Below are 23,951 nucleotides of genomic sequence, written 5' to 3' on the forward strand. Positions count from 1 at the left end.
TCCGCGTCCACAACTTACCCATCGGTTCTCCACGCTCGGCCGAACAGAGGGCCGAACTCTGCCCGATGGCCGCGCGTCACACGTGTCCCCCCGGCGGACAGCGGGTGAACAGTGCGGGAAGCGCGCGGCACCGACCCGGCCGCCCCGCGACCGGCGGCCTGCGGCGCGCGGACCGGCGCGCCTCAGCCCGTACCGGTCCGCGCCGCCTCCGCCGCGCGGATCGCGTCCCGGTACGTACGGGCCGCCGCGCGCAGCGCCGTCTCCGGCTCCGTACCCGCCTCCTCGGCGCGTACGGCGAGCGCCAGCAGCGCGTACCCGGGCCCCTCGCCCGCCGGGAGCGGCACCTCCAGCCCGGCGGTACGGGCCCGCCCGGCGAGCTTCGCGGCGAGCGCCAACGCGGGCTGCTCCAGGGGCACTCCGTCGGTCACCGAGTCGCGCCGCTTCTCCACCGCCTTGGTGCGCAACCAGTGCGCCTTGACGTCCTCGGGCGTCTCCGCGGACGCGTCCCCGAAGACGTGCGGGTGGCGGCGGATCAGCTTCTCCACGATCGTCCCGGCCACGTCGTCCACCGAGAACGGCTCGTCGGGGTCGTCCTGCGCGATGCGCGCGTGGAAGACGACCTGGAGCAGCACGTCCCCCAACTCCTCGCGCAGCGCCTCCCGGTCCCCCGACTCGATCGCCTCGACCAGCTCGTACGCCTCCTCCAGGCCGTACTTCACCAGGTCCTCGTTCGTCCGCCGCGAGCTCCACGGGCAGTCGGCGCGAATCCGGTCCATGACCTGCACGAGGTCGAGCAGGCGGGCGCCGGGCAGGTCGTACGAGCCGGGCAGCAGCTCCAGCTCCGGCAGCTCCTCGCGGCCCGAACCGGCCAGCCGCGCCAGCCCGTCGGTGAGCCGGGGCTCGCCCTCGGCGCCCGCGACGACGACGGTGGTGCCGCCGTCCGCGAGGCAGGCGTCGACGAGGGCGCGCGCGTCCGGCGCGGCGTGCTCCACCGTGACACCGGCCTCCGCCGCGTACGGGAGGAGCGGGTGGTCGGCGTCGGCGCACACGACGCGGCGCGCGCCCCGCAGCGCCTCCCACGCGGGCCAGGACAGCAGGCCGGGGGCGACCCGGTGGCTGGTGGTCAGCAGGACGACGCGGGGCCGGTCGGCGGGGGCGGTCTCGGGTGTGTGCGGCACCGTACGACGCTAACGCACCGCCCCCGCGCGCCCGACGGGACGTACCCCGGGGGCGCGAGCCGGGGCGTGCCGGGGGCGCGGCCGGGCGCCCGCCGGGTCGCTCAGGCGCCCGGCTGCGCCTGCTGCTCGCGCTCGGCGTCCTTGCCCGAGACGTCGTTCAGCCAGGGCTCCTTGACGGCGGCGAGGCTGGCCTGCTTGGTGCTCCACTTGCCGTAGCGCGGGTTCACGTCGATCTTCATCTTCTCGGCCGTGGCGGCGAACTTCGCGGTCAGCGCCTCGTTCCCCTCCGGGCTCTGGAGGTCGATGCCCTCGGACTCCGCGAGCTTGCGCACCTCCAGCTCCATCCTGATCCGCTTGTCGATCTCGGACGGGGCGATGGCCTGCTGCTGGAGCAGCGCGGCCTCGAACTGCTTCGTGCCGCCCGCGCCCTTCTCCAGCTCGTCGCGCAGCTTCTGGATCTCGCGCCGCGACACGGACACCCCGGCGTCGTCCGCGGCCGCCCGTACGACCTGCTCGCGGATCATCGTGTCGAGGGTGGCGCGGGTCAACTGGCCGCTGCGCTGGACGAGCTGCGCGGCCTGCGGCTGCTCGTTCTGCGCGTCGCGCACCTCACCGACCCGCGACTGGAGCTGCGACATCGTGATCCGGTCACCGTCCACGACGGCCGCGGAGCCCGGGTGCGCGTCGTTTCCGCAGCCGGTGAGCAGCGGTGCCGCGACCGCGAGTGCGGCGGCGGAGCTGACGGTGAACGCGGACCTGCGGCGATGCATGGGGCCTCCCGGCGGCGGCGAGGGTTGTGCGCGGTTTCACAACCTGTCGGTGATCGATGGTAGGCAGTGCGCGGGGCTGTGACCACCGGTTCGCGGCGCGGGGATGACACGGGTCGGAGGATTTCGCCGGTTTCGCCGCGTTCGTCCGCCCGTTCCCGTACGCGGCCCGTCGACGGCGTACGGGAGTACGGTGCCCGCGCCGGTGCACGTACCGTCGCTCGCGTCAGCCGGGGCAGCGGTCCAGCATCTGCCGCAGCGCCGTCCTCTCCTTCTCCGTGACGGACAGCGCGTAGTGGTGCTTCACCTCGATCCAGTCCCCCGCGTACGCGCACCAGTAGTCCTTGAGCGGCGGCTTCCACTCGTCGGGCGGGCTGTCGCCCTTCGACTGGTTGACGTTGTCGGTGACGGCGAGCAGCTGCGGCCGCTCCATGTCGTTGGCCAGCTCCTCGCGGCGGTCGTCGGTCCACCCGTCGGCGCCGCTGCGCCACGCCTCCGCCAACGGCACGATGTGGTCGATGTCCACGTCGGACGTCTCCGTCCAGGTCCCGCCGTCGTACGGGCTGCGCCAACTCCCGGACACCGCCTTGCAGGCGCGGTCCGTACGGACGTCCTTCCCGTCCCGTTCGAGCACCGCCTCGCGCGTGTCGCAGTTCCCCCGGACCGTGGACCAGTGCGGGAAGCGGTCGCGCGCGTAGCCGTCCATGCTGGCCGGTGCCCGGACCCTCAGCTCCTCCAGCCGCTGCCCGGCGCGGTCCCCGTCCCCGTCGCCGTCCCCGTTCCCGCCCGCCTCGTCCTCCGCGCCGGGCGACGCCGGGGCCGAGGAACCCGGCGGCTCCGGGTCCGCCGTGTCCGCCGCGCCCGTGCCCGTGGCGTCGTCGCCGCTTCCGCAACCGCCGCACAGCAGCAGCGCGGCGAGCGCCAGACCGGCCGCGCCGCGCCCACCCCCGCCCGCGCGCCGACCGTGCGTGCGCCTCCCCCCGTACGTCCGCCCGTCCACCTGCCCGTACGCCGTCCCCGGCACCTGCTGAGTGACCTTCACCGCACCAGCGGACCCCAGGCGGGGCTCTCCTGACAAGGGGTCACGGTCCCGCGCGGCCGTACGCCCCCTGCGTACGGCCGCGCCCCGCGCGCGCTACGCGCCCGGGATCGTCGTCAGGAACTCGCCCACCCACGCGAGCAGTTCACGCCCCACCACCGGCTTCCCGCCGATGCCGGACGGTTTCGGGCGGGGCACCAGGACCTGGCCCGCGGTCTGCCGGATCACCGAACGCGGATACAGCCGCTTCAGCCGCAGCTCCTGCGACTCCCGCAACTCCACCGGGCCGAACCGCACGTTGGGGCCCTGGAGCGTGATGTCCGTGACACCGCACGAACGGGCCAGCATCCGCAGCCCGGCGACCAGCAGCAGGTTCTCCACCGGCTCCGGCAGCGGGCCGTAACGGTCCGTCAGCTCCTCCCGTACCGCCGCGATGTCCTCCTCGGAGCCCGCGGCGGCGATCGCCCGGTACGCCTGGAGGCGCAGCCGTTCGCCCGGCGCGTAGTCGTGCGGGACGTGCGCGTCGACCGGCAGCTCGATCTTGACCTCCAGCGGCGGCTCCTCCACCTCGCCGCCGGACTCCAGCGCCGCGCGGTAGTCCGCGACGGCCTCACCGACCATCCTGACGTACAGGTCGAAGCCGACACCCGCGATGTGCCCGGACTGCTCGCCGCCCAGGAGGTTGCCCGCGCCGCGGATCTCCAGGTCCTTCATCGCGACGTACATGCCCGCGCCCATCTCCGTGTGCTGCGCGATCGTCGCCAGCCGCTCGTGGGCGGTCTCGGTGAGGGGCTTCTCCGGGGGGTAGAGGAAGTACGCGTACCCGCGGTCGCGGCCACGGCCCACCCGGCCGCGCAGCTGGTGCAGCTGCGACAGGCCGAAGTTGTCGCCGCGCTCGACGATCAGGGTGTTCGCGTTCGAGATGTCGATGCCGTTCTCCACGATCGTGGTCGACACCAGGACGTCGAACCGCTTCTCCCAGAAGTCCAGGACCACCTGCTCCAGCGCCGCCTCCGACATCTGCCCGTGCGCGATCGCCACCCGCGCCTCCGGCACCGCCTGCCGCAGCCGGGCCGCGGCGCGCTCGATGGAGTCGACGCGGTTGTGGATGTAGAACACCTGGCCCTCGCGGAGCAGTTCGCGCCGGACGGCGGCGCTGATCTGCCGCTCCTCGTACGGTCCGACGAAGGTGAGCACCGGGTGCCGCTCCTCCGGCGGCGTGGTGATGGTCGACATCTCGCGGATACCGGTGACGGCCATCTCCAACGTGCGCGGGATGGGCGTGGCCGACATCGTCAGCACGTCCACGTTGGCCCGCAGCTTCTTCAGCTGCTCCTTGTGCTCGACGCCGAAACGCTGCTCCTCGTCGACGATGACGAGACCCAGCTCCTTGAACTTCGTCTCCGACGAGAACAGCCGGTGCGTGCCGATGACCACGTCCACGGAACCGTCCCGCAGCCCCTCCACGACGGCCTTCGCCTCCGTGTCCGACTGGAACCGCGACAGCGCCCGCACCCGTACGGGGAACTGCCCGTACCGCTCCGTGAACGTCGAGAAGTGCTGCTGCACCAGCAGCGTCGTCGGCACCAGCACCGCGACCTGCTTGCCGTCCTGCACCGCCTTGAACGCGGCGCGCACCGCGATCTCCGTCTTGCCGTAGCCCACGTCACCGCAGACCAGCCGGTCCATCGGGACCGACTTCTCCATGTCCTCCTTGACCTCGCCGATCGTCGTCAGCTGGTCCGGCGTCTCCGCGTACGGGAACGCGTCCTCCAGCTCCCGCTGCCAGGGCGTGTCCGCGCCGAACGCGTGGCCGGGGGCGGCCATCCGCGCCGAGTACAGCTTGATCAGGTCGGCCGCGATCTCCTTGACGGCCTTCTTCGCGCGCGCCTTCGTCTTCGTCCAGTCCGCGCCGCCGAGCCGGTGCAGGGACGGCTGCTCCCCGCCGACGTACTTGGTGATCTGCTCCAGCTGGTCCGTGGGCACGAACAGCCGGTCGCCGGGCTGGCCGCGCTTCGCGGGCGCGTACTCCACCAGCAGGTACTCGCGGGTGGCGCCCTGCACGGTCCGCTGCACCATCTCCACGTAACGCCCGACGCCGTGCTGCTCGTGCACGATGAAGTCGCCCGGCTGGAGCGTCAGCGGGTCGATCGTCTTACGGCGCCGGGCGGGCATCCGGCCCAGCTCCTTGCTGGCGGCCTTCTGGCCCGACAGGTCGGTCTCCGTCAGGACCGCCAGCTTCAGCGACGCGTCGATGAAGCCGCTGTCCAGCGAGCCGCGCGCGACCTGCACCACGGAGGGGGCGAGCTGCTCCAGGTCGGTGTCCAGGCGGGCCGCGATGCCCTCGCCGCCGAGGACCTCGACCGTACGGGCGCCGGGGCCGTGGCCCTCCGTCACGTACACGCAGCGCCAGCCGTCGGACAGCCAGCCCTTGGTGTCGGCGAGGGCGCGGGCGGTGTCGCCCCGGTACGACTCCGGGGCGCGCATGCCCAGCTGGAGCGCGTCGTCCAGACTCGGCACGGCGTCCGGACCGGAACCGTCGGCGGCCTGCTCCGCCGCGGCGACGTCCGTGCCGAACGGGCTCACCGACCACCACGCCATGTCCAGCTCGCGGGCCCGCTCCCGTACGTCCGCGATGCCCCACAGCGAGGCCGCGCCCACGTCGATCGGGGCCTCACCGCCGCCCGCGGTCGCCGCCCAGGACGCCTCCAGGAACTCCTGGCTGGTGGCGACGAGGTCCGCCGCGCGCGTCCGCACCCGCTCCGGGTCGCACACCACGGCCATGCTGCCGGACGGCAGCACGTCGAGCAGCAGCTCCATCTCGTCCACCAGGACGGGCGCCAGGGACTCCATGCCCTCGACGGCGATGCCCTCGGCGATCTTCCCCAGCAGCTCGTCCAGCTCAGGGTGGCGTTCGGCGAGGGTGGCGGCGCGGGCCCGTACCTCCTCCGTCAGCAGCAGCTCGCGGCAGGGCGGCGCCCACAGGCCGTGCTCGGCCACCTCCAGCGAACGCTGGTCCGCCACCTTGAAGTAGCGGATCTCCTCGATCTCGTCGCCCCAGAACTCCACCCGCAGCGGGTGCTCCTCCGTCGCCGGGAAGACGTCGAGGATGCCGCCGCGGACCGCGAACTCGCCGCGCTTCTCGACCAGTTCCACCCGGGCGTACGCCGCGGCCGCCAGCCCCTCGACGACCTCCGCCAGGTCGTGGCTCTCGCCCTGCCGCAGCGCCACGGGCACCAGGTCACCGAGGCCCTTGACCTGCGGCTGGAGCACGGAGCGCACGGGTGCCACGACCACGCTCACGGGGCCCGTCGTCGGGTCGCGCGGGTCCGGGTGGGCGAGGCGGCGCAGCACGGCGAGACGGCGCCCGACGGTGTCGCTGCGCGGGCTCAGCCGCTCGTGCGGCAGCGTCTCCCACGACGGGTACTCCACGACCGCGTCCTCCCGGCCCGCGGGCATCAGCGAACGCAGCGCCGCCGCCAGGTCCTCCGCCTCGCGGCCGGTCGCGGTCACGGCGAGCACGGGGCGCCCGGCGCCGCGGGCCAGCGCGGAGATCACGAACGGGCGGGCGGCTGGCGGCCCGACGAGGTCGAGATGCGGCCGGTGACCGGCGGTGGCGGCCTTGACGGCCTCTTCCAGGGCAGGGTCGCGTACGACGGCATCGAGCAGGCCGTGCAGGCTCATGAGACTTCCGTCCGAGGTGGCGGGGCGTGACCGGGCGGGCGGCACGCGGGGCAGCACGAAGGGCCCGGCACGAGGGCGGGCCGGGGTGTCTCCAGCGTACGACGGCCCGCCGACATCGGGCGCGGCGCCGAGGAGCGGGGGCCGGGACAGGGGGCCAGGGCTGGGGTTGCGGCTGGGACTGGGGCTGTGCAGATGGGGCTGTGCGGCTGGGGCCGCGAACGGGCGCGGGGCCGGGCCGGGGCGCGGGGTGGAGCGGGCGGCGGGCTGGCGCGGACCGACGGGGTCGCGCCGTGGGTCGGCCCCACACCCGCCCCGGCACCCGTGGCCGCCTTCCGGCAGCCTGCCCGGACGTGCCACGACCCCGGCGCGCCGCCAGCGCACCGGGGTCGTAGGGACTGCCGGCTCTGCCCGGCAACGGCCACCGCGTTCCCCTCTGTCGGACGCGGTGGCCGCGTCTCGCGTCGGGAGCCCTCCCCCGAGGGCTCCCGACTCTCAGGAGTGGTTCCCCTCAGGAGTGGTTCACTCCGTGGCGATCGCGTTGAGCACGTTCATCCGGCCCGCGCGGAACGCCGGGACCAGCGCGGCCACCAGGCCGACGAACGCGGACCCCACGAAGACCATCAGGATCGTCGGCCACGGGATCTCCAGCACCTTCAGACCCTCCAGCGCCAGCAGCTTCTGCGCGGTGGCACCCCAGCCCATGCCCAGGCCGAGCCCGAGCAGCGCGCCGAAGAGCGCGATGACGACCGATTCCAGCCGGATCATCCGGCGCAGCTGCCGCCGGGAGAGACCGATGGCCCGCATCAGGCCGATCTCCCGGGTGCGCTCGACGACGGAGAGGGCGAGGGTGTTCACGACGCCGAGGACGGCGACGATGATCGCCAGGGCCAGCAGCCCGTAGACCATGTTGAGCAGCTGCCCGACCTGGTCCTGGAGGCTCTGCTTGAAGTCGGCCTGGTCCCGCACCTTGTACTGCGGGTACGACTCCAGCCCGGACTTCAGCGCCGCGTACGCCTCCTTCTCCTGACCGTCCACCGCCTTGCCGAACATGATGTCGTTCAGCGGCATGGCGCTCTCCGGCACGTACCGCTTCGCGGTGGCCAGGCTCATGTAGTACGCGCCGTTGTCGATGGACGTCTCGCTGGAGGTGACCGCGCGGAGCGTCAGCCGCGCCGTGCGGCCGTCCTTGAAGGCGACGGACAGCTCGTCGCCCACGGACAGGTCGTACTTCTTCGCGAAGTCCTCGTCGACGGACATCGCGTTCGCCCCGTAAGCCGCCGACAGCTCGCCCTCGACGGTCTCGACCCGCAGGTCGTCGGCGTACGTCGGGGAGGCCGCGGTGACGTCCTTCGCCTCCGTCCGCCGTCCGTCGGCGGTGGTGAGCGACGCGTCGATGATCTTGTACTCGCTGACGTGCTCCAGGTGCGGGGACTGCCGCATCTTCTCGGCCGCGGCCGGGGTGATGGGCGCGCCGGTGTCGGACTGGAGGATGTAGTCCGCGCCGACGGACTTGTCCAGCTCGTCGGTGGCCGAGGCGACCATCGAGGAGCCGACCACCGACAGGCAGGCCACCAGCGCCAGCCCGATCATCAGGGCCGCGCCCGTGGCGCCCGTACGGCGCGGGTTGCGCAGCGCGTTGCGCTCCGCGAGGCGGCCCACGGAGCCGAACAGCCGCAGCACGACCATGCTCAGCACCCGTACGACGACACCGGCGAGCAGCGGGCCGATCATGACGAAGCCGAGCAGGCTGAGCAGCACGCCCAGGGCCAGCATCATCGAACCGGACGTCGCCTTGTCGGCCTGCGACGCCGCGAGGAGCCCGGCCAGCCCGCCCGCGGTGAGCAGCCCGCCCAGCACGCCCCGGACGAGGCCCGCGCGGCCGTCGGCCGGTGTGCCCGCGTCCCGCAGCGCCGCCATCGGCGACACCTTGCCCGCGCGGCGGGCCGGGAGGTACGCGGCGAGGACGGTGACGACGACGCCGAGCACCACACCGATCACGGGGGTGGCGGGCTTCACCGTCAGCTCGGAGGTGTTGAGGTTCATGCCCATGGAGCCCATCAGCTCCATCAGGCCGACGGCGAGGGCGACGCCCGCGCCGACACCCAGCAGGGAGCCGACGACGCCGAGCAGCAGGGCCTCGATCAGCACCGAGCGGTTGACCTGCTTGCGGCTGGACCCGAGGGCCCGCATCAGGCCGATCTCCCGGGTGCGCTGCGCGACGAGCATCGAGAAGGTGTTGACGATCAGGAAGACGCCGACGAGCAGGGCGATCCCGGCGAAGCCGAGCATGGCGTACTTCATGACGTCCAGGAACGAGCCGATGTCCTCCCGTCCGGCGTCCGCGGTCTCCTTCTGCGTCTGGTACGTGAAGGCGCCCGCGCCGAGGGTCCGCGCGACCTGCTGCTTCAACTCCCCGTCCGCGACGCCGCCTTCGGCGGTCACGGCGACGTTCGTGAACACGTCGGGGGCGCCGAGCAGGAACTTCTGCGCGGTCGCCGTGTCGAAGTACACGATGGCCGCGCCGGGGTTGGTGACCTGGAACGTGGCGATGCCGGTGATCTTCGCCGTACGGTCGCCGGTGACGGCGATGGTGCGCAGCTCGTCGCCCAGCTCCAGACCGTGCTTGTCGGCGGTGTCGGCGTCGACCATGATCTCGTCCGGTGCGCGCGGTGCGCGGCCGGAGGTGATGTCCATCGACTTGCGGTCGTTGGCCGTCCAGTTCCCGGCGATGGTCGGGGCTCCGGTGGAGGAGCCCATGTTCTCGTTGTCCTTGTCGACGACCGTGACGCTCATGCTCGTCACGACGCCCTCGGCGGCCTTGACGCCCTCCGCCTCCCGCACCTGCTCGACGGTCCCGGCGGGCAGCGCGGCGGGCTTGCCGTTCCGCGGCTGCTCCTCCTCGCCCTTCGCGCCCTTCGGGGAGACGGTGACGTCGGCGGAGGTGGCCGCGAAGAGTTTGTCGAAGGTCGAGTTCATGGTGTCCGTGAACACCAGCGTGCCGCAGACGAACGCCACCGAGAGCAGCACGGCTATCGCGCTGAGCGCCATGCGGCCCTTGTGCGCGGCGAAGTTGCGCATCGAGGTTCTGAGGATGGTCACGACACCCTCCCGAAGGTGTCGAAGCTCTTCATGCGGTCGAGGACGGCCTCGGCGGACGGGCGGAGCATCTCGTCCACGATCCGGCCGTCCGCGAGGTAGAGCACCCGGTCCGCGTACGAGGCGGCCACCGGGTCGTGCGTGACCATGACGATGGTCTGGCCCAGCTCGTCGACGGAGCGGCGGAGGAAGCCCAGCACCTCGGCCCCGGCGCGGGAGTCCAGGTTCCCGGTGGGCTCGTCGCCGAAGATGATCTCCGGTCGGGCGGCGAGCGCGCGGGCCACGGCGACGCGCTGCTGCTGGCCGCCGGAGAGCTGGTTCGGCCGGTGCTTGAGGCGGCCGGAGAGGCCCACGGTCTCCACGACCTGGTCCAGCCACCGCTGGTCGACCTTGCGGCCCGCGATGTCCATGGGCAGCGTGATGTTCTCGACGGCGTTGAGAGTCGGCAGCAGGTTGAACGCCTGGAAGATGAAGCCGATGCGGTCGCGCCGCAGCCGGGTCAGCTTCTTGTCCTTCAGCGAGGTGATCTCCTGGTCACCGATGCGGATCTGGCCGCTGGTGACGGAGTCCAGCCCGGCCAGGCAGTGCATCAGGGTCGACTTGCCGGAGCCGGACGGCCCCATGATGGCGGTGAAGGCACCGGCGGCGATGTCGACGTCGACCCGGTCGAGGGCGACGACACGCGTGTCCCCCGAGCCGTACGCCTTGACGACCTGCCGTCCTGCGGCGGCAACGGCCGTACGCCCTCCACTGCCCCCGGTCCTGGGATTCGCTACAGCCGTTGTCACAGTCATGACTCCTCACAGATGTCCCCCGGGAGTCGTCCTCCCGTGAGCAATGAGCTTGCTGGAAACGGGGGCTGCGTCGCGATGGTGTTCAGCGCAGTCTTCGGCGGGGGTTTTCCCTACCCCGCGACGTGCGGCAACCCGTATAAGCAGAGGTTAAGGAGGTGCGGGCGCCCTCCTCGTCGTACGCGGGGACGAACCGGGTCCCCGGTTCCGTGGGTGACGACCCTTAGGGGAGTACGGGGGTGCGGGCGGCGTCGTCTCGGGGGTGCGCGCGGGCGGGCGGACGTACGGCGCGCGCGGCGCGCGTACGGGAAGCGGGTGTACGACGGCGAGCGCCCGCGCGGCGGCAGCGCGGGGAACGAGGAGCCGGGGCCCGGAGCGCGGGGCCCGCCCCACCGGGGAGCGGGCCCGGCGGTCCGGGCCCGGAGGGCCTACGGAACGGTCAGCCGGACCGGGCGCACGCCCCCGACGAGGGTGGCCAGGGCGGCGTCGATGTCCGCCCCGAGGTACCAGTCGCCGGTGTGGTCGAGGCCGTAGACCCGGCCCTCGGTGTCGATGGCGAGCAGCGCCGAGTCCCCGGCCTCCGCGCCCAGCGGGGCGATCTCCGTCTCCAGGGCGCGGCCGAGGTCGGAGAGGGTACGGGCGGCGTGCAGCCCCCGCAGCGGGTCGATGCGCAGCGCCGACGGCGCCAGCTCCAGGCCGGGGCCCGTGGGCGCGATGTCCAGGCTGCCGAACTCCGCCCACGCCTCCACCGCCGCCGGGAACAGGGCGTGCTGGTGGCCGCCGGACGAGGCGTACCCGCGCAGTTCGTCCGCCCACTCCTCGGCCTGCCGCATGTCCCAACGGCCGGGCCGCCAGCCCGCGGCGCGCAGCGCGGCGTCCACGGCGACGGAGAAGCGGGTGGCGGGCGGACGCTCGTACGGGCGGGTCAACGGGCCTCCTCCGGGCCGACCGCGCGGACGCCGAAGTGGGCGAGCAGCGGGCCGCAGGAGCGGCAGGGCGGCGCGTACCCGCCGTGCAACGGGTCGCCGTCCTCCCGGATGTGACGGGCGGTCAGCTTCGCGTGCTTGAGCGCGCGCTTCGCGTCGCCGTGCCCGAACGCCTTGCGGGCCGCCCGCCCCTTGCGGGACTCCTCGGCGGTCGCCAGCAGCCGGGAGAGGAGCAGCGCCTCGGGGCAGCGGCCGTCGTGCCGCTCGCTGCGGTCGGTGCCGAGGGTGTCGAGGAAGTCCCGTACGAGCGGGTGGAGTTCGGTGGGCTGGTCGCCCTTGCTGCCGGTGCAGGTGAGCCGCGTGCCCCGGACGGAGAGGACGGCGGCGACGGCGGGCAGGATGCCGTCGCGGCGGTGCCGCAGGGCGGGCGTCCCGGCGGCGCCGGTCCCGGTGGGGTCGACGGGGTCGGCGTCGGGCGCGTGGTCGAGGAGCGGGGCGTGGCCCGGGGCGGCCGAGGGGAAGGGGGCGCCGGGGCGGGGCCCGGCGGGGTGCGCGTCGGGCACGAACCCGTCGGGGGCGTAGCTGTCGGGGGCGTGGCCGTCGGCGCCGAAGCGGGCCCGGTCGTAGCCGTCCCGGGTGGAGGGGACCGGCGTGAAGACGTCCTGGTCGTACGGGTCCCCGTACGCGTCCTGCCCGTACGCGTCCGCCGCGCGCGCGTCCGGAGTGAACGGGCCCTGCCCGAACCGGTCCGGCCCGAACCCCCCGGTCCCGAACTCCCCGGCCCCGAAGCCGTCCGCCGCGAAGCCGCCCACCACGGCCCCGGGCGCCGCCGGGTGGTCCGGCAGGGAGAGGCGGGAGACGTCCAGCAACGGGAGCGTGGGGCCGGTGGACGCCGTCGCCGTACGCCCCTTCGCCGCGCGCTCGGCCGCCGGACGCTCCGTCAGGGACGGGTCGCTGCCGGAACGTTCCCCCTGGTTCCCGGCCTGCGCTGACCGGAAGAGGCCGCGACGCGGATCGTCCCCTCCGGCCCCGTCGTCCATCCCGGTCGGATGGTGTGGTGCGATGTGCATGGTCGTACTTCCTCCCCGTGATCTCCATGTGTGGAGATCACGCCCAGTATGCATGGTGGCCTCCGGCGCCCTCCCGGCCCTGGTCAGGCGTACGCGCCCGGCTCGGCGGACGCGTACCGCGTGTGCGAGCGGCGCGTACGGCGGGTGTGCGCGGCGGGTACGGCGGGTGCGCACCGCGACTGCCGCGCCGGTTCAGCCCTCGCCGGTCGCGGCGCGCAGCGCGCGGAGCGAGTCGCGTGTCCAGTGCGCCAGTTCGCCGTCGTCGGGGTCCGCGACCCAGCGGGCGAAGCCGACCTTGAAGGCGGCGATGCCCGCCTCCGCCGTCAGGCTCGCGGCGGGTTCCGCGACGCCGCGCCCCCGCAGCGCGACCGTGAGCGCGTCCGCGAGGGAGGCGAGCTTGACGAGTTCGCGTTCGCGCAGCTCCGCGCTGGCGGCGATGACGGCCTGCCGTCGCCGTACGAACTCCAGGCGGCCCGTGAACCCTTCCGCGATCGCGTCCAGCCCGACCGCGACGGCGTCGATCGGCGCCGCGGACCCCGGTGCCTCCGCGACGGCCGCCGCGAACGCCTCCGCCATCTCCCGCGAGCCGCCGAAGAGGACCTCGCGCTTGTCGGCGTGGTGCCGGAAGAAGGTGCGCTCGGTGAGTCCGGCGCGTGCGGCGATCTCCGCGACGGTCGTCTGCTCGTACCCGCGCTCGGCGTACAGCTCCAGTGCCGCCTTCACCAGGCGCCCGCTCGCGTCCGGCTGCCATCTGCTCATGCGCGGAATCCTACGCGGCGGAAACATCCACGACAGTCACTGACATCAGATGCTACGGTCGAAGACAGTCACTGACATCGCCGTGATCGGCATCGACACTTCGGGGTTCTCCCATGCGCTACTTCGTGACCGGGGCTTCCGGCTGGATCGGCTCCGCACTCGTCCCCCAACTCCACGACGCGGGCCACCAGGTCGTCGCGCTCGCCCGTTCCGACGCGTCCGCCGCCGCCCTCACCACCGCCGGGGCGGAGGTCGTCCGCGGCGGGCTCGACGACCTCGGCCTGCTGGCCGAGACCGCCGCCGCGACGGACGGCGTCATCCACCTCGCGTTCCGGCACGACCTCGCGTTCTCCGGCGACTTCGCGGGCGCCGGGGCGGCCGACCGCCGCGCCGTCGACACCTTCGGCGACGCCCTCGCGGGCACCGGCCGCCCCTTCGTCCTCGCCAACGGCGTCGTCGGGCTCGCGCCCGGCCGCGTGGCGACCGAGCGGGACATGCCGGTGCCGGACGGCTCCCCCGCCTCCGTACGGGCGACCACCGCGCGGGCCGTACTGGACCTGGCCGACCGCGACGTGCGGTCCTCCGTCGTACGGCTCTCCCCCACCTGCCACGGCGAGGGCGACGGCGGGTTCCTCGCCGCGCTCGTCGCGGCCGCCCGACGCGGCGGCTTCTCCGGCTACCTGGGCGACGGCACCAACCGCTGGCCCGCCGTCCACCGGACCGACGCCGCCCGACTGTTCCTGCTGGCGGCCGAACGGGCCCCCGCCGGGTCGGTGCTGCACGGCGCGGCCGAGGAGGGCGTACGCCTCCGCGACGTGGCCGAGGTGATCGGCCGCCACCTCGACCTGCCCGTACGGCCCGTCGCCGCCGAGGACGCGGCCGGGCACTTCACCTGGCTCACCCCCTTCCTCGGCCTCGACAGCGCGATCTCCCACGAGCTGACCACCGAACTGGTGGGCTGGCGGCCGACCGGCCCGACCCTGCTGGAGGACCTGGAGAAGGGCCACTACTTCCACGCCACCGCCTGACCCCCGGGCCCCGCGCCCCCACCCCGCCCCACCCGCGTGCGACGAGCCGGACCGCACGCGGGTGGCGCGCGTACGGGCCCGGCACCGCGCGCCGCGACCCCGCATCCTGGTGTGATGTACGTCACCCGCGGAGGAAAACCCGCGGCGGGGGCCCGCCGTCTAGCAGGTGTGAGAAGAGACAGGAGAACGCCGGATCGGCTGGACGAGGAACGACTCGTCCGGCTGGTGGGCAAGGGCGACCGCGCCGCGTTCGAGGAGCTGTACCGGCGCACCGCGCCGTGGCTGGCGGTGCGCCTGCGCCGCCGGTGCGCGGACGAGCAGATCGTCGCCGAGGTGATGCAGGAGACGTACCTGGCGGTGTGGCGGGCGGCGGACGCGTTCGCGGGCAGCGCGGTCGGCGGCACCGCCGTCGGCTGGCTGTGGACGATCGCGGCCCGTCGCCTCGTGGACGCCTTCCGGCGCCGCGCCCACCACGCCGAGCCGCCCCCGGCGGCCGCGCCGCGCGACACCGCGCCGGGCGCGGAGGACGAGGCGCTGGCGGCCCGCGTCGACGGCGACGTCGGTGACGCGCTGCGGCGTCTCGCGCCGGAACTCAGACAGGTCCTCCAGGCCACGGTCCTCGACGGGATGACCGTACGGGAGACCTCCGTCCTGCTCGGGCTGCCCGAGGGCACGGTCAAGACCCGTGCCCGGCGGGCGCGGATCGCGATGCGGAAGGCGTTGACATGAGCGTGGAACACGCGTCGGTGCGGATCATCGACGGTTACGCGCGCGGCGGGGCCGACCTCGCCGCCGACGAGGTGTGGGCCCTGGAGTCCCACCTGGAGACGTGCCCGACGTGCCGCGTCCGGCTGTCGGACGCGGTCGCCACCGGGGCGCCGGACGTCGTGTCGCTCGTCGACACCGTCTGGTCCGAGGTCGCACCGCGCCTCGACCCGGCCGCCACCATGCGGGCCCGGCGGAAGGCCGCCGGCGTGTCCGTACGGCTGCCCGCGCGGTCGCGGTCGGCGCTGTGGCGGTGGCTGACCCCGGCGATGGCGCCGTGGCTGGCGATGGCGGTGGCGGTGACGTTGACGGCGTACGTGCTGGACACCTTCGACGACGGCATCGACGACGTCTCCGTGCTGCTCCTCCTCGCGCCGGTGCTGCCGGTGCTCGGCGTGGCGGCGTCCTGGTCGCGCGGCCTGGACCCGGCGTACGAGCTGACGGCCGCCGCCCCCCGCGCGGGCCTCGAACTGGTGCTGCGCCGGACGGCGTCCGTGCTGGCCGTGGTCGTGCCCGCGCAGCTGCTGGTCGGCGGCGCGACGGGGGTGTCGGTCGCGCAGTGGCTGCTGCCCTGCCTGGCGTTCACCTCCGCGACGCTGGCGCTCGGCGGTGTCGTCGGGGTGACCCGCGCCGCCGCCGCGCTCGTCGTGGTGTGGAGCGCCGCGGTACTGGCCCCGACGCTCGCCACCGGCCGTACGGCCGCCGCGCTCGACGCGGACGCCCTGCCCGGCTGGGCCCTGCTCCTCACCCTCGGTACCGGTGTCGTGGTCGCCCGCAGGGGCGCGTACTCCGTGCTGGGAGCCCATCGATGAACCTCGGAAAGGACGACCGCATGATGTCCGCGGTGAGCGCGGCCGAGCTCGCGCCGAAGACGTACGCCTGGGAGATCCGGGCCACCGGTCTGAAGGTACGGGCCGGGCGCGGCAAGATGGCCGTCGACGGGCTCGACCTCACGCTGGGCACCGGCGTGCACGGCCTGCTCGGGCCCAACGGCGCGGGCAAGACGACCCTGATCCGCGCGCTGGCGACCGTACTGCGGCCCGCGGGCGGCGAACTGGAGCTGTTCGGCCGGCACGTCGGTGGCGCGGGCGCAGCCGGGAAACGGGGCGGCGGGAGCGGCGCCGGGCACCGGAGCGGTTCGGGCCGGCACCGGGAGCTGCGGCGGCGGATCGGGTATCTGCCGCAGGAGTTCGGCTACTACAAGCGGTTCACGGTGCGCGAGTTCGTCGAGTACATGGCGTGGCTGAAGGAGGTCCCCAAGAAGGACGTCCCGGCGGCCGTGCAGCGCGCGGTGGAACGGGTCGGCCTGGCCGACCGGGCCGACGCGCGCATGAAGACCCTGTCGGGCGGCATGGTGCGGCGGGCCGGGATCGCCCAGGCGATCGTCAACGACCCGTCGGTGCTGCTCCTGGACGAGCCGACCGTCGGCCTCGACCCGGGCCAGCGGCTGCGCTTCCGGGAACTCCTCGTCCAACTGGGCGCGGACACCTGCGTCGTCGTCTCGACCCACCTCGTCGAGGACGTCGCCGCCGCCTGCACCGACGTGGCGCTCGTCGCCGACGGCCGCCTCGTCTTCACGGGTACGCCCGACGACCTGGCCGAGGCGGGCAGTCCCGACCACGTGGGCGACACCCCGCTGGAACGCGGCTACTCGGCGCTGCTCCACGACCCCGCCCAGGAGAGGAGCGCCTGGTGAACGCCCGTGTGCTGCGCACCGAGTTGAGGCGTTCCGTCGCCCCGTGGGCCGGTGTGCTCACCCTGGCGATCCCGGGCGCGTTCCTGTACCTGCTGAACGGGGAGTGGACGCGGGACACCACGGCGTGGACCGCGCAGTGGACGTCCCTGGGCCTGTGGACCCGGCAGTCGCTCGCGTACCTGTGGCCGATCGTGATCGGACTCGGGGCGCTCCAGGGCCTGCGCGACCACCGTTCGAAGATGCCGGAGCTGCTGGCGAGCACGCCGCGGCCCGGCTGGCACCGTGCCGCCGTCACGGCGGGCGCCGCCGCGGCCACGCTCGTCTCGGCCTTCGGGCTGCTCGTCCTCTCGGGCGCGGTCCAGGTCTCCGGCAGCACCGGGTACGACCACCTCGGGTGGCTGCCGATCACGCTGCTGGGCGCGGCGTTCCTGGTCGCGGGCGCCGTACTGGGCATGGGCCTCGGGCGGTCGCTGCCGTCGCTGCTCACACCGCCCGGGGCGGCGATCGCCGCGTTCGCGTTCACGACGCTCCTGCACGTGTCGGTGGGGCAGCGGGAGACGACCTCGCCGGACGGGTACTCCTTCACGCAGCCGAAGCGGATCTCGCTGCTGTCCCCGGCCCCGGAGAACGTGGAGAGCGTCTTCACCACGCTGTCCGGCTCCGTGCACGCCGGGCAGACGCTCTGGGTGCTCGGCCTCGCCGCCACCGGTTTCGCCCTGCTGGTCGCCGTGACCGCGCGGGCCCGGCTGCTCGCCCTGACCCCGCTGCTGGCGGGTACGGTCCTCGCCCTGCTCGTCCTCCCCACCTCGCCGGACCGGATGTACGTGAGGGACGAGGCCGCCTCGGAACTGGTCTGCGACGGCCCGGTCTGCGTGGCGAACGCCCACCGCGACCGGCTCGACGAGACGGCGGACTCCGGCCGGAAGGCGCTGCGCGAACTGCGCGCCGTGCTCGGCGACGACGCGCCGCGCTCCGTACGGGAGATCACCGCCGTGCAGGACAAGGGCACGTACGAGCAGCGGTCCCGGAAGACCGTCCTCTTCGGCTTCGACGACCTGCTCCTCGGCTCCGGGCCGGAGGAGCTGACCCGGGGCCTGGTCGCCAAGGGACTGGTGCCGGGCTGCACCCCGGTCGGACTGCTCGGCTTCGGGAGCGACGAGTACGCGCAGGTCGTCTCCGCGGCCTGGGTCTTCGGGGACTTCCGGCCGCTGCCCGGCATGACGGACGGGTACTCGCGGGCGGCCCTCGACGACGAGGTGCGGCCGGTGTGGGAGAAGTTCGCCGCGCTGCCGCGCGCCGAGCAGACGGAGCGGATCGAGGCGATGCGCGCCTCCGCGTTCTCCTGCGACGACAAGGCGTTCGACGCGCTGAAGGGGGGCGCGTCCAGGTGAGGTGGCTGACGCTGTACGCGCGGTCCCGGCAGGTGCCCGCGTCGCTCGCCGCGACGCTGCTCGCCGCGACGGTGCTGTGGGCGTTCGCGGGGGACGGCGGGGGCGGGCCCGGCGATCCGCGCCCGGCGGCCTTCCTCCTCACGACCGGGGTGATGGCCTTCTCCGTCGGGCTCAGCGGGCAGGACCCGGCGCTGGACCGTACGGCCGCGACCCCGTGGCCGTACCGCCGGGCCGCGCACGTGGTGCTCGCCGCCACGACCGTCGGCGCGACGCTGCTGCTCCTCCAGACCGCGGGCGACCCCATGGCGACGACCGCGTTGGTCGTACGGGACTGCGCGGGCCTGACGGGGCTGGCCGCGCTGGGCGCGGCACTGTCCGGCGGGCAGTACGCGTGGACGCTGCCGTTCGGCTGGCTCGCGTTGGCGTACTTCGCGCCGCTGGGGCAGAGCACGCTGGGCCGGGTGGCGACCTGGCCGGTGCAACCGCCGGGTACGGAGGCGGCCACCTGGACGGCGCTGGCGCTGGCGGGCGCGGGCACCGTGGCGTACGCGGTGGCGGGGCCACGGCAGTAGCGGCCACGGCCGGGGGGCCGCGCGAGGAGGTGTCCCGCGCGGGCCACCGGCGGGCGGGGGGCGCGCGTACGGGCCGGTGGCAGCACCGCCACCTTCCTCTCCGTCGGCGTCACCGGAGCCCCGGCGCCCGTGCCGGGAACCGTCGTCGAGGGTCAGTGGCGGAAGCTCGCCGGGGCCGCCCGCCCGTGACCCCGGACACACCCGGCGGGCGCCCCCGGCACGTACCGGCGGCAAGTCCGGCACGTGGGCGGCGTACGGGCGGCCCGGGTGATCAGCGGTGACGATGACTGGCCGTTCCCCGACCGCTTAGTCTGTGCGTGACAGCCGGATGCAGCAGGGGGCTAACGTCATGACGACTGGTCGGCTCGGGCAACACGCCGCGCCACCGAACACGGCCTACGCCGGGCAGGCCGTGAACTTCCCGGACCCGGTCCGGGCCGCGCGTCACCCCCGCGGGGTGCGGGTGGACGAGCGTGGTTTCCCGGTGTTCTCGCCGTACGCGTGTGCCGCCGCCGAGATAGCCGAGCCCCCCGAGGGCTTCGGCGTCGACGAACTGCGGCTCACCGACTTCGTGTCCGCCAACGCCGCCCTGCACGCCTCCGGACACACGATGTGGGCCGATCTGCCCTCCGTCGCCACGCCGCACGGCTGGACCTGGCACCACGTCCCGCACACGCGGCGCGTCGAGCTGGTGCCCGTCGAGATCAAGGCGCTGCTGCGGCACCACGGCGGGCTCGCGACGGCCACCGTGGACCACGGCAAGCGCGGCACCCGGCCGCTCCAGGAGACCCGGCCCGCGCACTTCGCCCTGCCCGACGGACCCGCCGTGACCGAGGGGCTCGTCGTCGAGGCCGAGGAGAAGCTCGGCTACCGGCTCCCCACCGCGTACCGCGCCTTCCTGAAGGCCGCGGGCGGCAGCGCGCCGCGCGGCGTCGCGCTCGACGCGGAGCTGGGGCTGCTGGTCGACCAGCCGTTCTTCACCCTCCGCGGCAAGCCCGCGCTCGACGACCTCGTCTACATCAACAAGTGCCTGCGCGACCACTTCTCCAAGGACTACCTGAGCGTCGCCTTCGTCCAGGGCGGGATCGTCGCCGTGAAGGTACGGGGCGACCGCGTCGGCACGGTCTGGTTCTGCCCGTACGACGACGCGCGGGACCGGGACGGCATGGACGTACGGGAGCGGCTGGACACGCTGCTGCTGCCGTGCGGTGCCGACTTCGACGACTTCCTGCTGCGGCTCGCGGGCAACCCCCCGGAGCTGGCGACCGTGGCGGATCTGATGGTGGACGGCGGCTTCGCCCGCGCCGTCCCGGTGGAGGGGTGACGGCGCAGTGGTGACGTACGCACAGGCCCAGGAGCGCGCCGAGCGCTGGATCAACGGGGACGTGCCCGTCTACCAGCAACGCGAGGTGCGCGTCCAGGAGTTCGGCCTCGGCTACGTCGCCTGGTCCGAGGCCCGGCAGGGCGGCCCCGTCTCCGAGGGCGCGCGCAGCCGGATGGTGATCGCCCGCGACACCGGCGACGCCACGCTGTGGCCCGGCCTGCCCGTGGACGAGGTGATCCGGCGGTACGAGCAGGAGTACGGCGCCGACGCGGAGCGGTCCCGTCCGGCGCCGCCGCGCGAGCCGCTCGACCTGGAGGCGACGTCGTTCCTGCTGACGCCCCCGGAGTGGCTCCAGGAGGCCGCCGACCGGATGGGCGTGCCCGACAACCGGCCGGGCCGGTCGGCCACACCGCCACCGCGCGCCGCGGCACCGGCCGCGGACGCGAACCCGTGGGACGCGGCCGACACCAGCAGCACGAACGCGTACACCGGGCAGGAGCCGCCCGCCACGGTCTTCGCGCCGCCGATCAGCGGCAGTGACGACGACGACACGCCCCCGCCGCCGAGTTCGGAGGCGAAGACGGCGCTGATGCCGGAGGGCAGCGGGCTGCCGAAGACGGCGGTGTCGCCGGTGCTGAAGCGGGACCGGGCCGGGTCCTCGTCCGACCCCACCCCGCCGCCCGCGTCGGCCACGCCGCCGCCGTCCACACCCTCGCCGTCCTCCGCCACGTCCGCGCCGTCCTCGTCCTCTTCGGCGCCCTCGGCGCCGTCCTCCGCGCCGTCGCCGGGGTCCGGCCCGGCGGGCCCGTCCGGGGACGGGACGCGGACGCCCCCGCCGCCGTCCACGCCGCCCACTCCGCCGGGCGGCACCGGCGGTGGCGCGCACCACGCCGCGACCGTGCTCGCCGATCCGTCGCAGGGCGGCGGCTCGTACGGTGGCTCGTTCGGCGGCTCCCAGGGCTCGCAGGGCGGCCGGGGTGCCCAGGGCGGCACCCCGCCGCCGCCCTCCGCACCGCCCGCGCCGCTCGCGGCCGACGCCGCCACCGACCGCGCCCAGCGCGGCTCCTCCCCCCGCCCGTCGCGCGGCGGCGGCCCCGCCGTACCCCCGCCGCCGGGCGCGCCCGGCACGCCGGGCGCCCGCCCGGGCACGGGCGGCGGCCAGGCGCCGGGCACCCCGGCGGGCGGCTACGCACCGACGCAGCTGGTCTCCGCCGACGACGTGGCCGGTCAGGCCGGTCCCGCCACCGGCGGCAGCGCGGCCGACGGCGGCACCGGCGGTCCCGGCCACGGCGCCGTCCACCACGCGGCGACGGTCCTCGCGGACCCGTCGCAGGGCGGCGGCTCGTACGGCGGACCGGGCGGCACCCCGCCGCCCCCCACCGGCCCCGCGGCCCCCGGCGGTCCGGGCGGCGTGCACCACGCCGCGACCGTGCTGGCGGGCCCCGCGCAGGGCGGCCCCGGCGCCCCGCCGCCGCCCGCTCCCCCGCCCCCGGCGCCGGGCATGCCCCCGGCGCCCGCACCCGGGCCCGCGGGCGGCCCGCCCCCGGCGTACGGCTATCCGCCCCAGGGCGGCCAACCGGCCGTCGGCCCCGGCTACATGGCGGTCCTGCGGTACCGCGCGGCCGACGGCTCCGAGCAGCAGCTGATCCGCCGCTCGGCACCCGGCACCCCGCACCCGGAGTGGCAGATCCTGCACGAGCTGCGCGGCATGAACGTGCCGCCGCAGCAGGTGCTGGAGCTGCACACCGAGCTGGAGTCCTGCGACCTGCCGGGCGGCTACTGCGCCCGCATGATCCGCGAGACGTGGCCGCAGGTACGGGTCAGCCACACCGCCGCGTACGGCCGCGACCACGCGTCCCGGCAGCAGGGCATGCGCCATCTCGTCGAGCACCAGGGCGAGTTGCACCAGGTGGCGGACGCGCCGCCGCGGCACGCCCCGAACCGGATGCCGCTGCCGCACGTCCAGCCCGCGCCGCCGGTGCCGCCGGACGCGATCGGGCACGAGCTGCTCCAGGCGTTCGCGCCGCAGGGCGTGTTCCGCTTCGACCAGCGCGCCGTGTCGCGGCAGGGCGTGCCGGACCTCGTGGGCCAGGTGCTGGTCTGGGCGGGTCTGCCGATCGACTTCGGGCCGTTCTTCTGGGGCCAGGCGCAGCCGGGCCGCCCGGTGCCCACCCTGGCCGAGCTGGCCCAGGAGCGCGGCGTGCGGCCCGCCCCCGACGCCGGTTCGTACCTGGTGATGGGGAACGACTTCGGGCGCCAGCTGTGCGTGCAGTACGGCACGGCGCACATCGTCGCCGTACCGCTGGAGGCGGGCCCCGGCGGGCAGTCGACGCCGCCGCAGTTCGTGAACACGGGACTGCCCGAGTTCGTACGGTGCATGGCGATGCTCGGCCGCATGTGGCGGCTTCGCTACGGGTTGACGCCGGAGCAGGCGGGCCGCTGGACCGTCGACTTCCAGACGCAGCTCGCGATGCTGGACGGCGCGTCGCTGGCGTCGCCGGAGAACTGGTGGTCCGTGCTGCTGGAGCAGATGTGGGACGGGCTGTTCTGACCGCGCGCGGTACGGCGGTACGGCGGGCTGACCGGGCGTCGCGCGACGGCGACGACCGGTCCGACGTTCACCCACACGGGTGAGCTGCGGCCTTGGTGCGCCCGCACCCGCCGTACCTCGCCCCGGACTGCACGGACCCCTACGAAACCGCTGGTCAGAGCGGTAGGCTCGGACACCGCGGCAGCTCGTGCGCCGAGCCGCCGCACGTGGGGTTTTTGATCAGATGCGAGGGGATGTGGCGATTACGGCCGCGCCGCGCGCGTGACGCATCCTGGAACGTGCACACGGGCGGACCCGCCGCGCTCCGCACGCACCACCGCGACCGCGCCACCGCCGAGGACGCCACGCCACCCGTCGTGTCGCCGAACGAAGCTGAGTGAAGGGGCTCTCATGAGTACGTCGTCGCCGCACGGTTTCGTCGTCGTACGCCGCGGCTACCGTCCCGCGGAGGTCGACGGCCGCGTCGCCGACCTGGGCGAGGAGCGGCAGTTCGCGCAGGCGCGGGCCGCCGAGCTGACCGCGCTGGCGGACGAGGCGGCCGCCGAGGCCGAGCGGCTGCGCCGGGTCGTCGCCACGCTGCCGGAGCAGACGTACGAGACGCTCGGCAGGCGCGCGCAGCTGATACTGGCCACCGTCGAGGAGGAGGCCGCGGCCGTACGCGCCGCCGCCGAGGAGGCGGCCCGGCAGGCCACGGAGGACGCGGAGGCGTACGCGGGCGAGACCCGGCGGGCGGCGCAGTCCGCGGCCGAGAAGCGGCGCGCCGAGGCCGAGGACGCGGCACACCAGGAGCTGACCAACCGGCGGAACAACGCCGACGCCCTGCGGGAGGCGGCCCGTTCGGAGGCGGAGGCGCTGCGCAAGGCGGCGGCGGACGCGCTGGAGGAGCGGGACCGGCGGTGCTCCGCCCTGCTGGCCGACCAGCAGCGCGACCACGCGGCGCGGTCGGAGGCGCTGGACCGCGAGTTGGCCGACCGGGCGCGGAAGTCCGCGGCCCGGGTCGAGGAGCTGGACGAGCACGCGCGCCGGTTGCTCGTGGACGCGCAGCGCTCGCACGCGGAGGCGCAGGAGGCGGCCCGGCAGACGCAGGAGGACGCGGACGCGCAGAGCGCGTCGTTCCTCGCCAGGGCCCGTTCGCAGCAGGACCGCATCGAGCGCGAGACGGACCGGGTGCGGCGGGAGCACGCGGAGCGGATGGACGAGCTGCGCGCCCGGATGACGCACATCCGCAACAGCCTGGCGACGCTCACCGGCAGGGCCGTCGAGGAGCCGCCCCCGGCGGTCCCGGCGCAGACGCGGGCCACCGACCACTAGGCG

General features: G+C 74.8%; 18 protein-coding genes. 9 read left to right on the forward strand and 9 right to left on the reverse strand.

Annotation, left to right across the window (positions count from 1 at the left end; genetic code table 11):
- Positions 1-182 precede the first annotated feature (182 nt).
- From D7M15_RS10545 to D7M15_RS10585, 9 genes are all read right to left on the reverse strand, one after another.
- On the reverse strand, positions 183-1,178 hold the full coding sequence (locus D7M15_RS10545; RefSeq protein ID WP_121517272.1) for a nucleoside triphosphate pyrophosphohydrolase: 996 nt from the start codon (positions 1,176-1,178) through the stop codon (positions 183-185).
- A gap of 101 nt (positions 1,179-1,279) precedes the next feature.
- Complete coding sequence (locus D7M15_RS10550; RefSeq protein ID WP_121517273.1) at positions 1,280-1,948, reverse strand: SurA N-terminal domain-containing protein; 669 nt, start codon at positions 1,946-1,948, stop codon at positions 1,280-1,282.
- Between the two features lie 223 nt (positions 1,949-2,171).
- The gene (locus D7M15_RS10555) at positions 2,172-2,987 is read right to left on the reverse strand and encodes an HNH endonuclease family protein (RefSeq protein ID WP_346428794.1); all 816 of its coding nucleotides are present in this window, start codon (positions 2,985-2,987) and stop codon (positions 2,172-2,174) included.
- Positions 2,988-3,080: 93 nt separating this feature from the next.
- Positions 3,081-6,668, reverse strand: coding sequence for a transcription-repair coupling factor (gene mfd / locus D7M15_RS10560; RefSeq protein WP_121517274.1), 3,588 nt, complete (start codon positions 6,666-6,668; stop codon positions 3,081-3,083).
- Positions 6,669-7,187: 519 nt separating this feature from the next.
- Positions 7,188-9,767, reverse strand: a complete 2,580-nt coding sequence (locus tag D7M15_RS10565; protein ID WP_121517275.1) for an ABC transporter permease — start codon at positions 9,765-9,767, stop codon at positions 7,188-7,190.
- Entirely contained in the window at positions 9,764-10,552 is a 789-nt protein-coding gene (locus D7M15_RS10570; RefSeq protein ID WP_121517276.1) for an ABC transporter ATP-binding protein, read from the reverse strand. Before D7M15_RS10570 ends, D7M15_RS10565 begins: the two co-directional genes overlap by 4 nt.
- A 431-nt stretch (positions 10,553-10,983) precedes the next feature.
- Complete coding sequence (locus tag D7M15_RS10575) at positions 10,984-11,484, reverse strand: SUKH-3 domain-containing protein (protein WP_240649226.1); 501 nt, start codon at positions 11,482-11,484, stop codon at positions 10,984-10,986.
- Positions 11,481-12,044: a YwqJ-related putative deaminase gene (locus tag D7M15_RS28965; protein ID WP_121520561.1), complete on the reverse strand. Its 564-nt coding sequence runs from the start codon at positions 12,042-12,044 to the stop codon at positions 11,481-11,483. The genes D7M15_RS10575 and D7M15_RS28965 overlap by 4 nt, the downstream gene beginning before the upstream one ends.
- Positions 12,045-12,743: 699 nt before the next feature.
- The gene (locus tag D7M15_RS10585; protein ID WP_121517277.1) at positions 12,744-13,310 is read right to left on the reverse strand and encodes a TetR/AcrR family transcriptional regulator; all 567 of its coding nucleotides are present in this window, start codon (positions 13,308-13,310) and stop codon (positions 12,744-12,746) included.
- 113 nt (positions 13,311-13,423) lie between these two features.
- Between D7M15_RS10585 and D7M15_RS10590 the strand changes: the two genes are divergently transcribed.
- The 9 genes from D7M15_RS10590 (at position 13,424) to D7M15_RS10630 (ending at position 23,948) form a co-directional block, all read left to right on the forward strand.
- On the forward strand, positions 13,424-14,338 hold the full coding sequence (locus tag D7M15_RS10590) for an SDR family oxidoreductase (protein ID WP_121517278.1): 915 nt from the start codon (positions 13,424-13,426) through the stop codon (positions 14,336-14,338).
- 225 nt (positions 14,339-14,563) lie between these two features.
- On the forward strand, positions 14,564-15,067 hold the full coding sequence (locus D7M15_RS10595) for an RNA polymerase sigma factor (protein WP_240649615.1): 504 nt from the start codon (positions 14,564-14,566) through the stop codon (positions 15,065-15,067).
- Positions 15,064-15,915 carry a zf-HC2 domain-containing protein gene (locus D7M15_RS10600; protein ID WP_121517280.1) on the forward strand — a complete coding sequence of 284 codons (852 nt, stop codon included), beginning with the start codon at positions 15,064-15,066 and terminating at the stop codon, positions 15,913-15,915. The genes D7M15_RS10595 and D7M15_RS10600 overlap by 4 nt, the downstream gene beginning before the upstream one ends.
- Positions 15,912-16,799 (forward strand): ABC transporter ATP-binding protein, encoded by an 888-nt coding sequence (locus D7M15_RS10605; protein WP_121517281.1) that lies wholly within the window; start codon positions 15,912-15,914, stop codon positions 16,797-16,799. The genes D7M15_RS10600 and D7M15_RS10605 overlap by 4 nt, the downstream gene beginning before the upstream one ends.
- Positions 16,796-18,190: a hypothetical protein gene (locus D7M15_RS10610; protein ID WP_121517282.1), complete on the forward strand. Its 1,395-nt coding sequence runs from the start codon at positions 16,796-16,798 to the stop codon at positions 18,188-18,190. The genes D7M15_RS10605 and D7M15_RS10610 overlap by 4 nt, the downstream gene beginning before the upstream one ends.
- Complete coding sequence (locus D7M15_RS10615; RefSeq protein ID WP_121517283.1) at positions 18,187-18,762, forward strand: hypothetical protein; 576 nt, start codon at positions 18,187-18,189, stop codon at positions 18,760-18,762. Before D7M15_RS10610 ends, D7M15_RS10615 begins: the two co-directional genes overlap by 4 nt.
- Positions 18,763-19,111: 349 nt before the next feature.
- A complete protein-coding gene (locus tag D7M15_RS10620; RefSeq protein WP_121517284.1) occupies positions 19,112-20,086 on the forward strand; it encodes an SMI1/KNR4 family protein in 975 nt (324 codons plus the stop codon).
- Positions 20,087-20,093: 7 nt separating this feature from the next.
- Entirely contained in the window at positions 20,094-22,637 is a 2,544-nt protein-coding gene (locus D7M15_RS10625) for an SUKH-4 family immunity protein (RefSeq protein WP_121517285.1), read from the forward strand.
- 390 nt (positions 22,638-23,027) lie between these two features.
- A complete protein-coding gene (locus D7M15_RS10630) occupies positions 23,028-23,948 on the forward strand; it encodes a DUF6779 domain-containing protein (protein WP_121517286.1) in 921 nt (306 codons plus the stop codon).
- The last annotated feature ends 3 nt before the right edge of the window (positions 23,949-23,951 follow it).

The organism is Streptomyces sp. Z26, from assembly GCF_003665095.1.
Lineage (GTDB): Bacteria > Actinomycetota > Actinomycetes > Streptomycetales > Streptomycetaceae > Streptomyces > Streptomyces phytohabitans.

Coding starts and splice junctions, on each gene's coding strand:
- D7M15_RS10630 (WP_121517286.1), top strand. CDS start 23,028: ATGAGTACGTCGTCGCCGCACGGTTTCGTCGTCGTACGCCGCGGCTAC.
- mfd (WP_121517274.1), bottom strand. CDS start 6,668: ATGAGCCTGCACGGCCTGCTCGATGCCGTCGTACGCGACCCTGCCCTG.
- D7M15_RS10550 (WP_121517273.1), bottom strand. CDS start 1,948: ATGCATCGCCGCAGGTCCGCGTTCACCGTCAGCTCCGCCGCCGCACTC.
- D7M15_RS10600 (WP_121517280.1), top strand. CDS start 15,064: ATGAGCGTGGAACACGCGTCGGTGCGGATCATCGACGGTTACGCGCGC.
- D7M15_RS10590 (WP_121517278.1), top strand. CDS start 13,424: ATGCGCTACTTCGTGACCGGGGCTTCCGGCTGGATCGGCTCCGCACTC.
- D7M15_RS10620 (WP_121517284.1), top strand. CDS start 19,112: ATGACGACTGGTCGGCTCGGGCAACACGCCGCGCCACCGAACACGGCC.
- D7M15_RS10585 (WP_121517277.1), bottom strand. CDS start 13,310: ATGAGCAGATGGCAGCCGGACGCGAGCGGGCGCCTGGTGAAGGCGGCA.
- D7M15_RS10605 (WP_121517281.1), top strand. CDS start 15,912: ATGAACCTCGGAAAGGACGACCGCATGATGTCCGCGGTGAGCGCGGCC.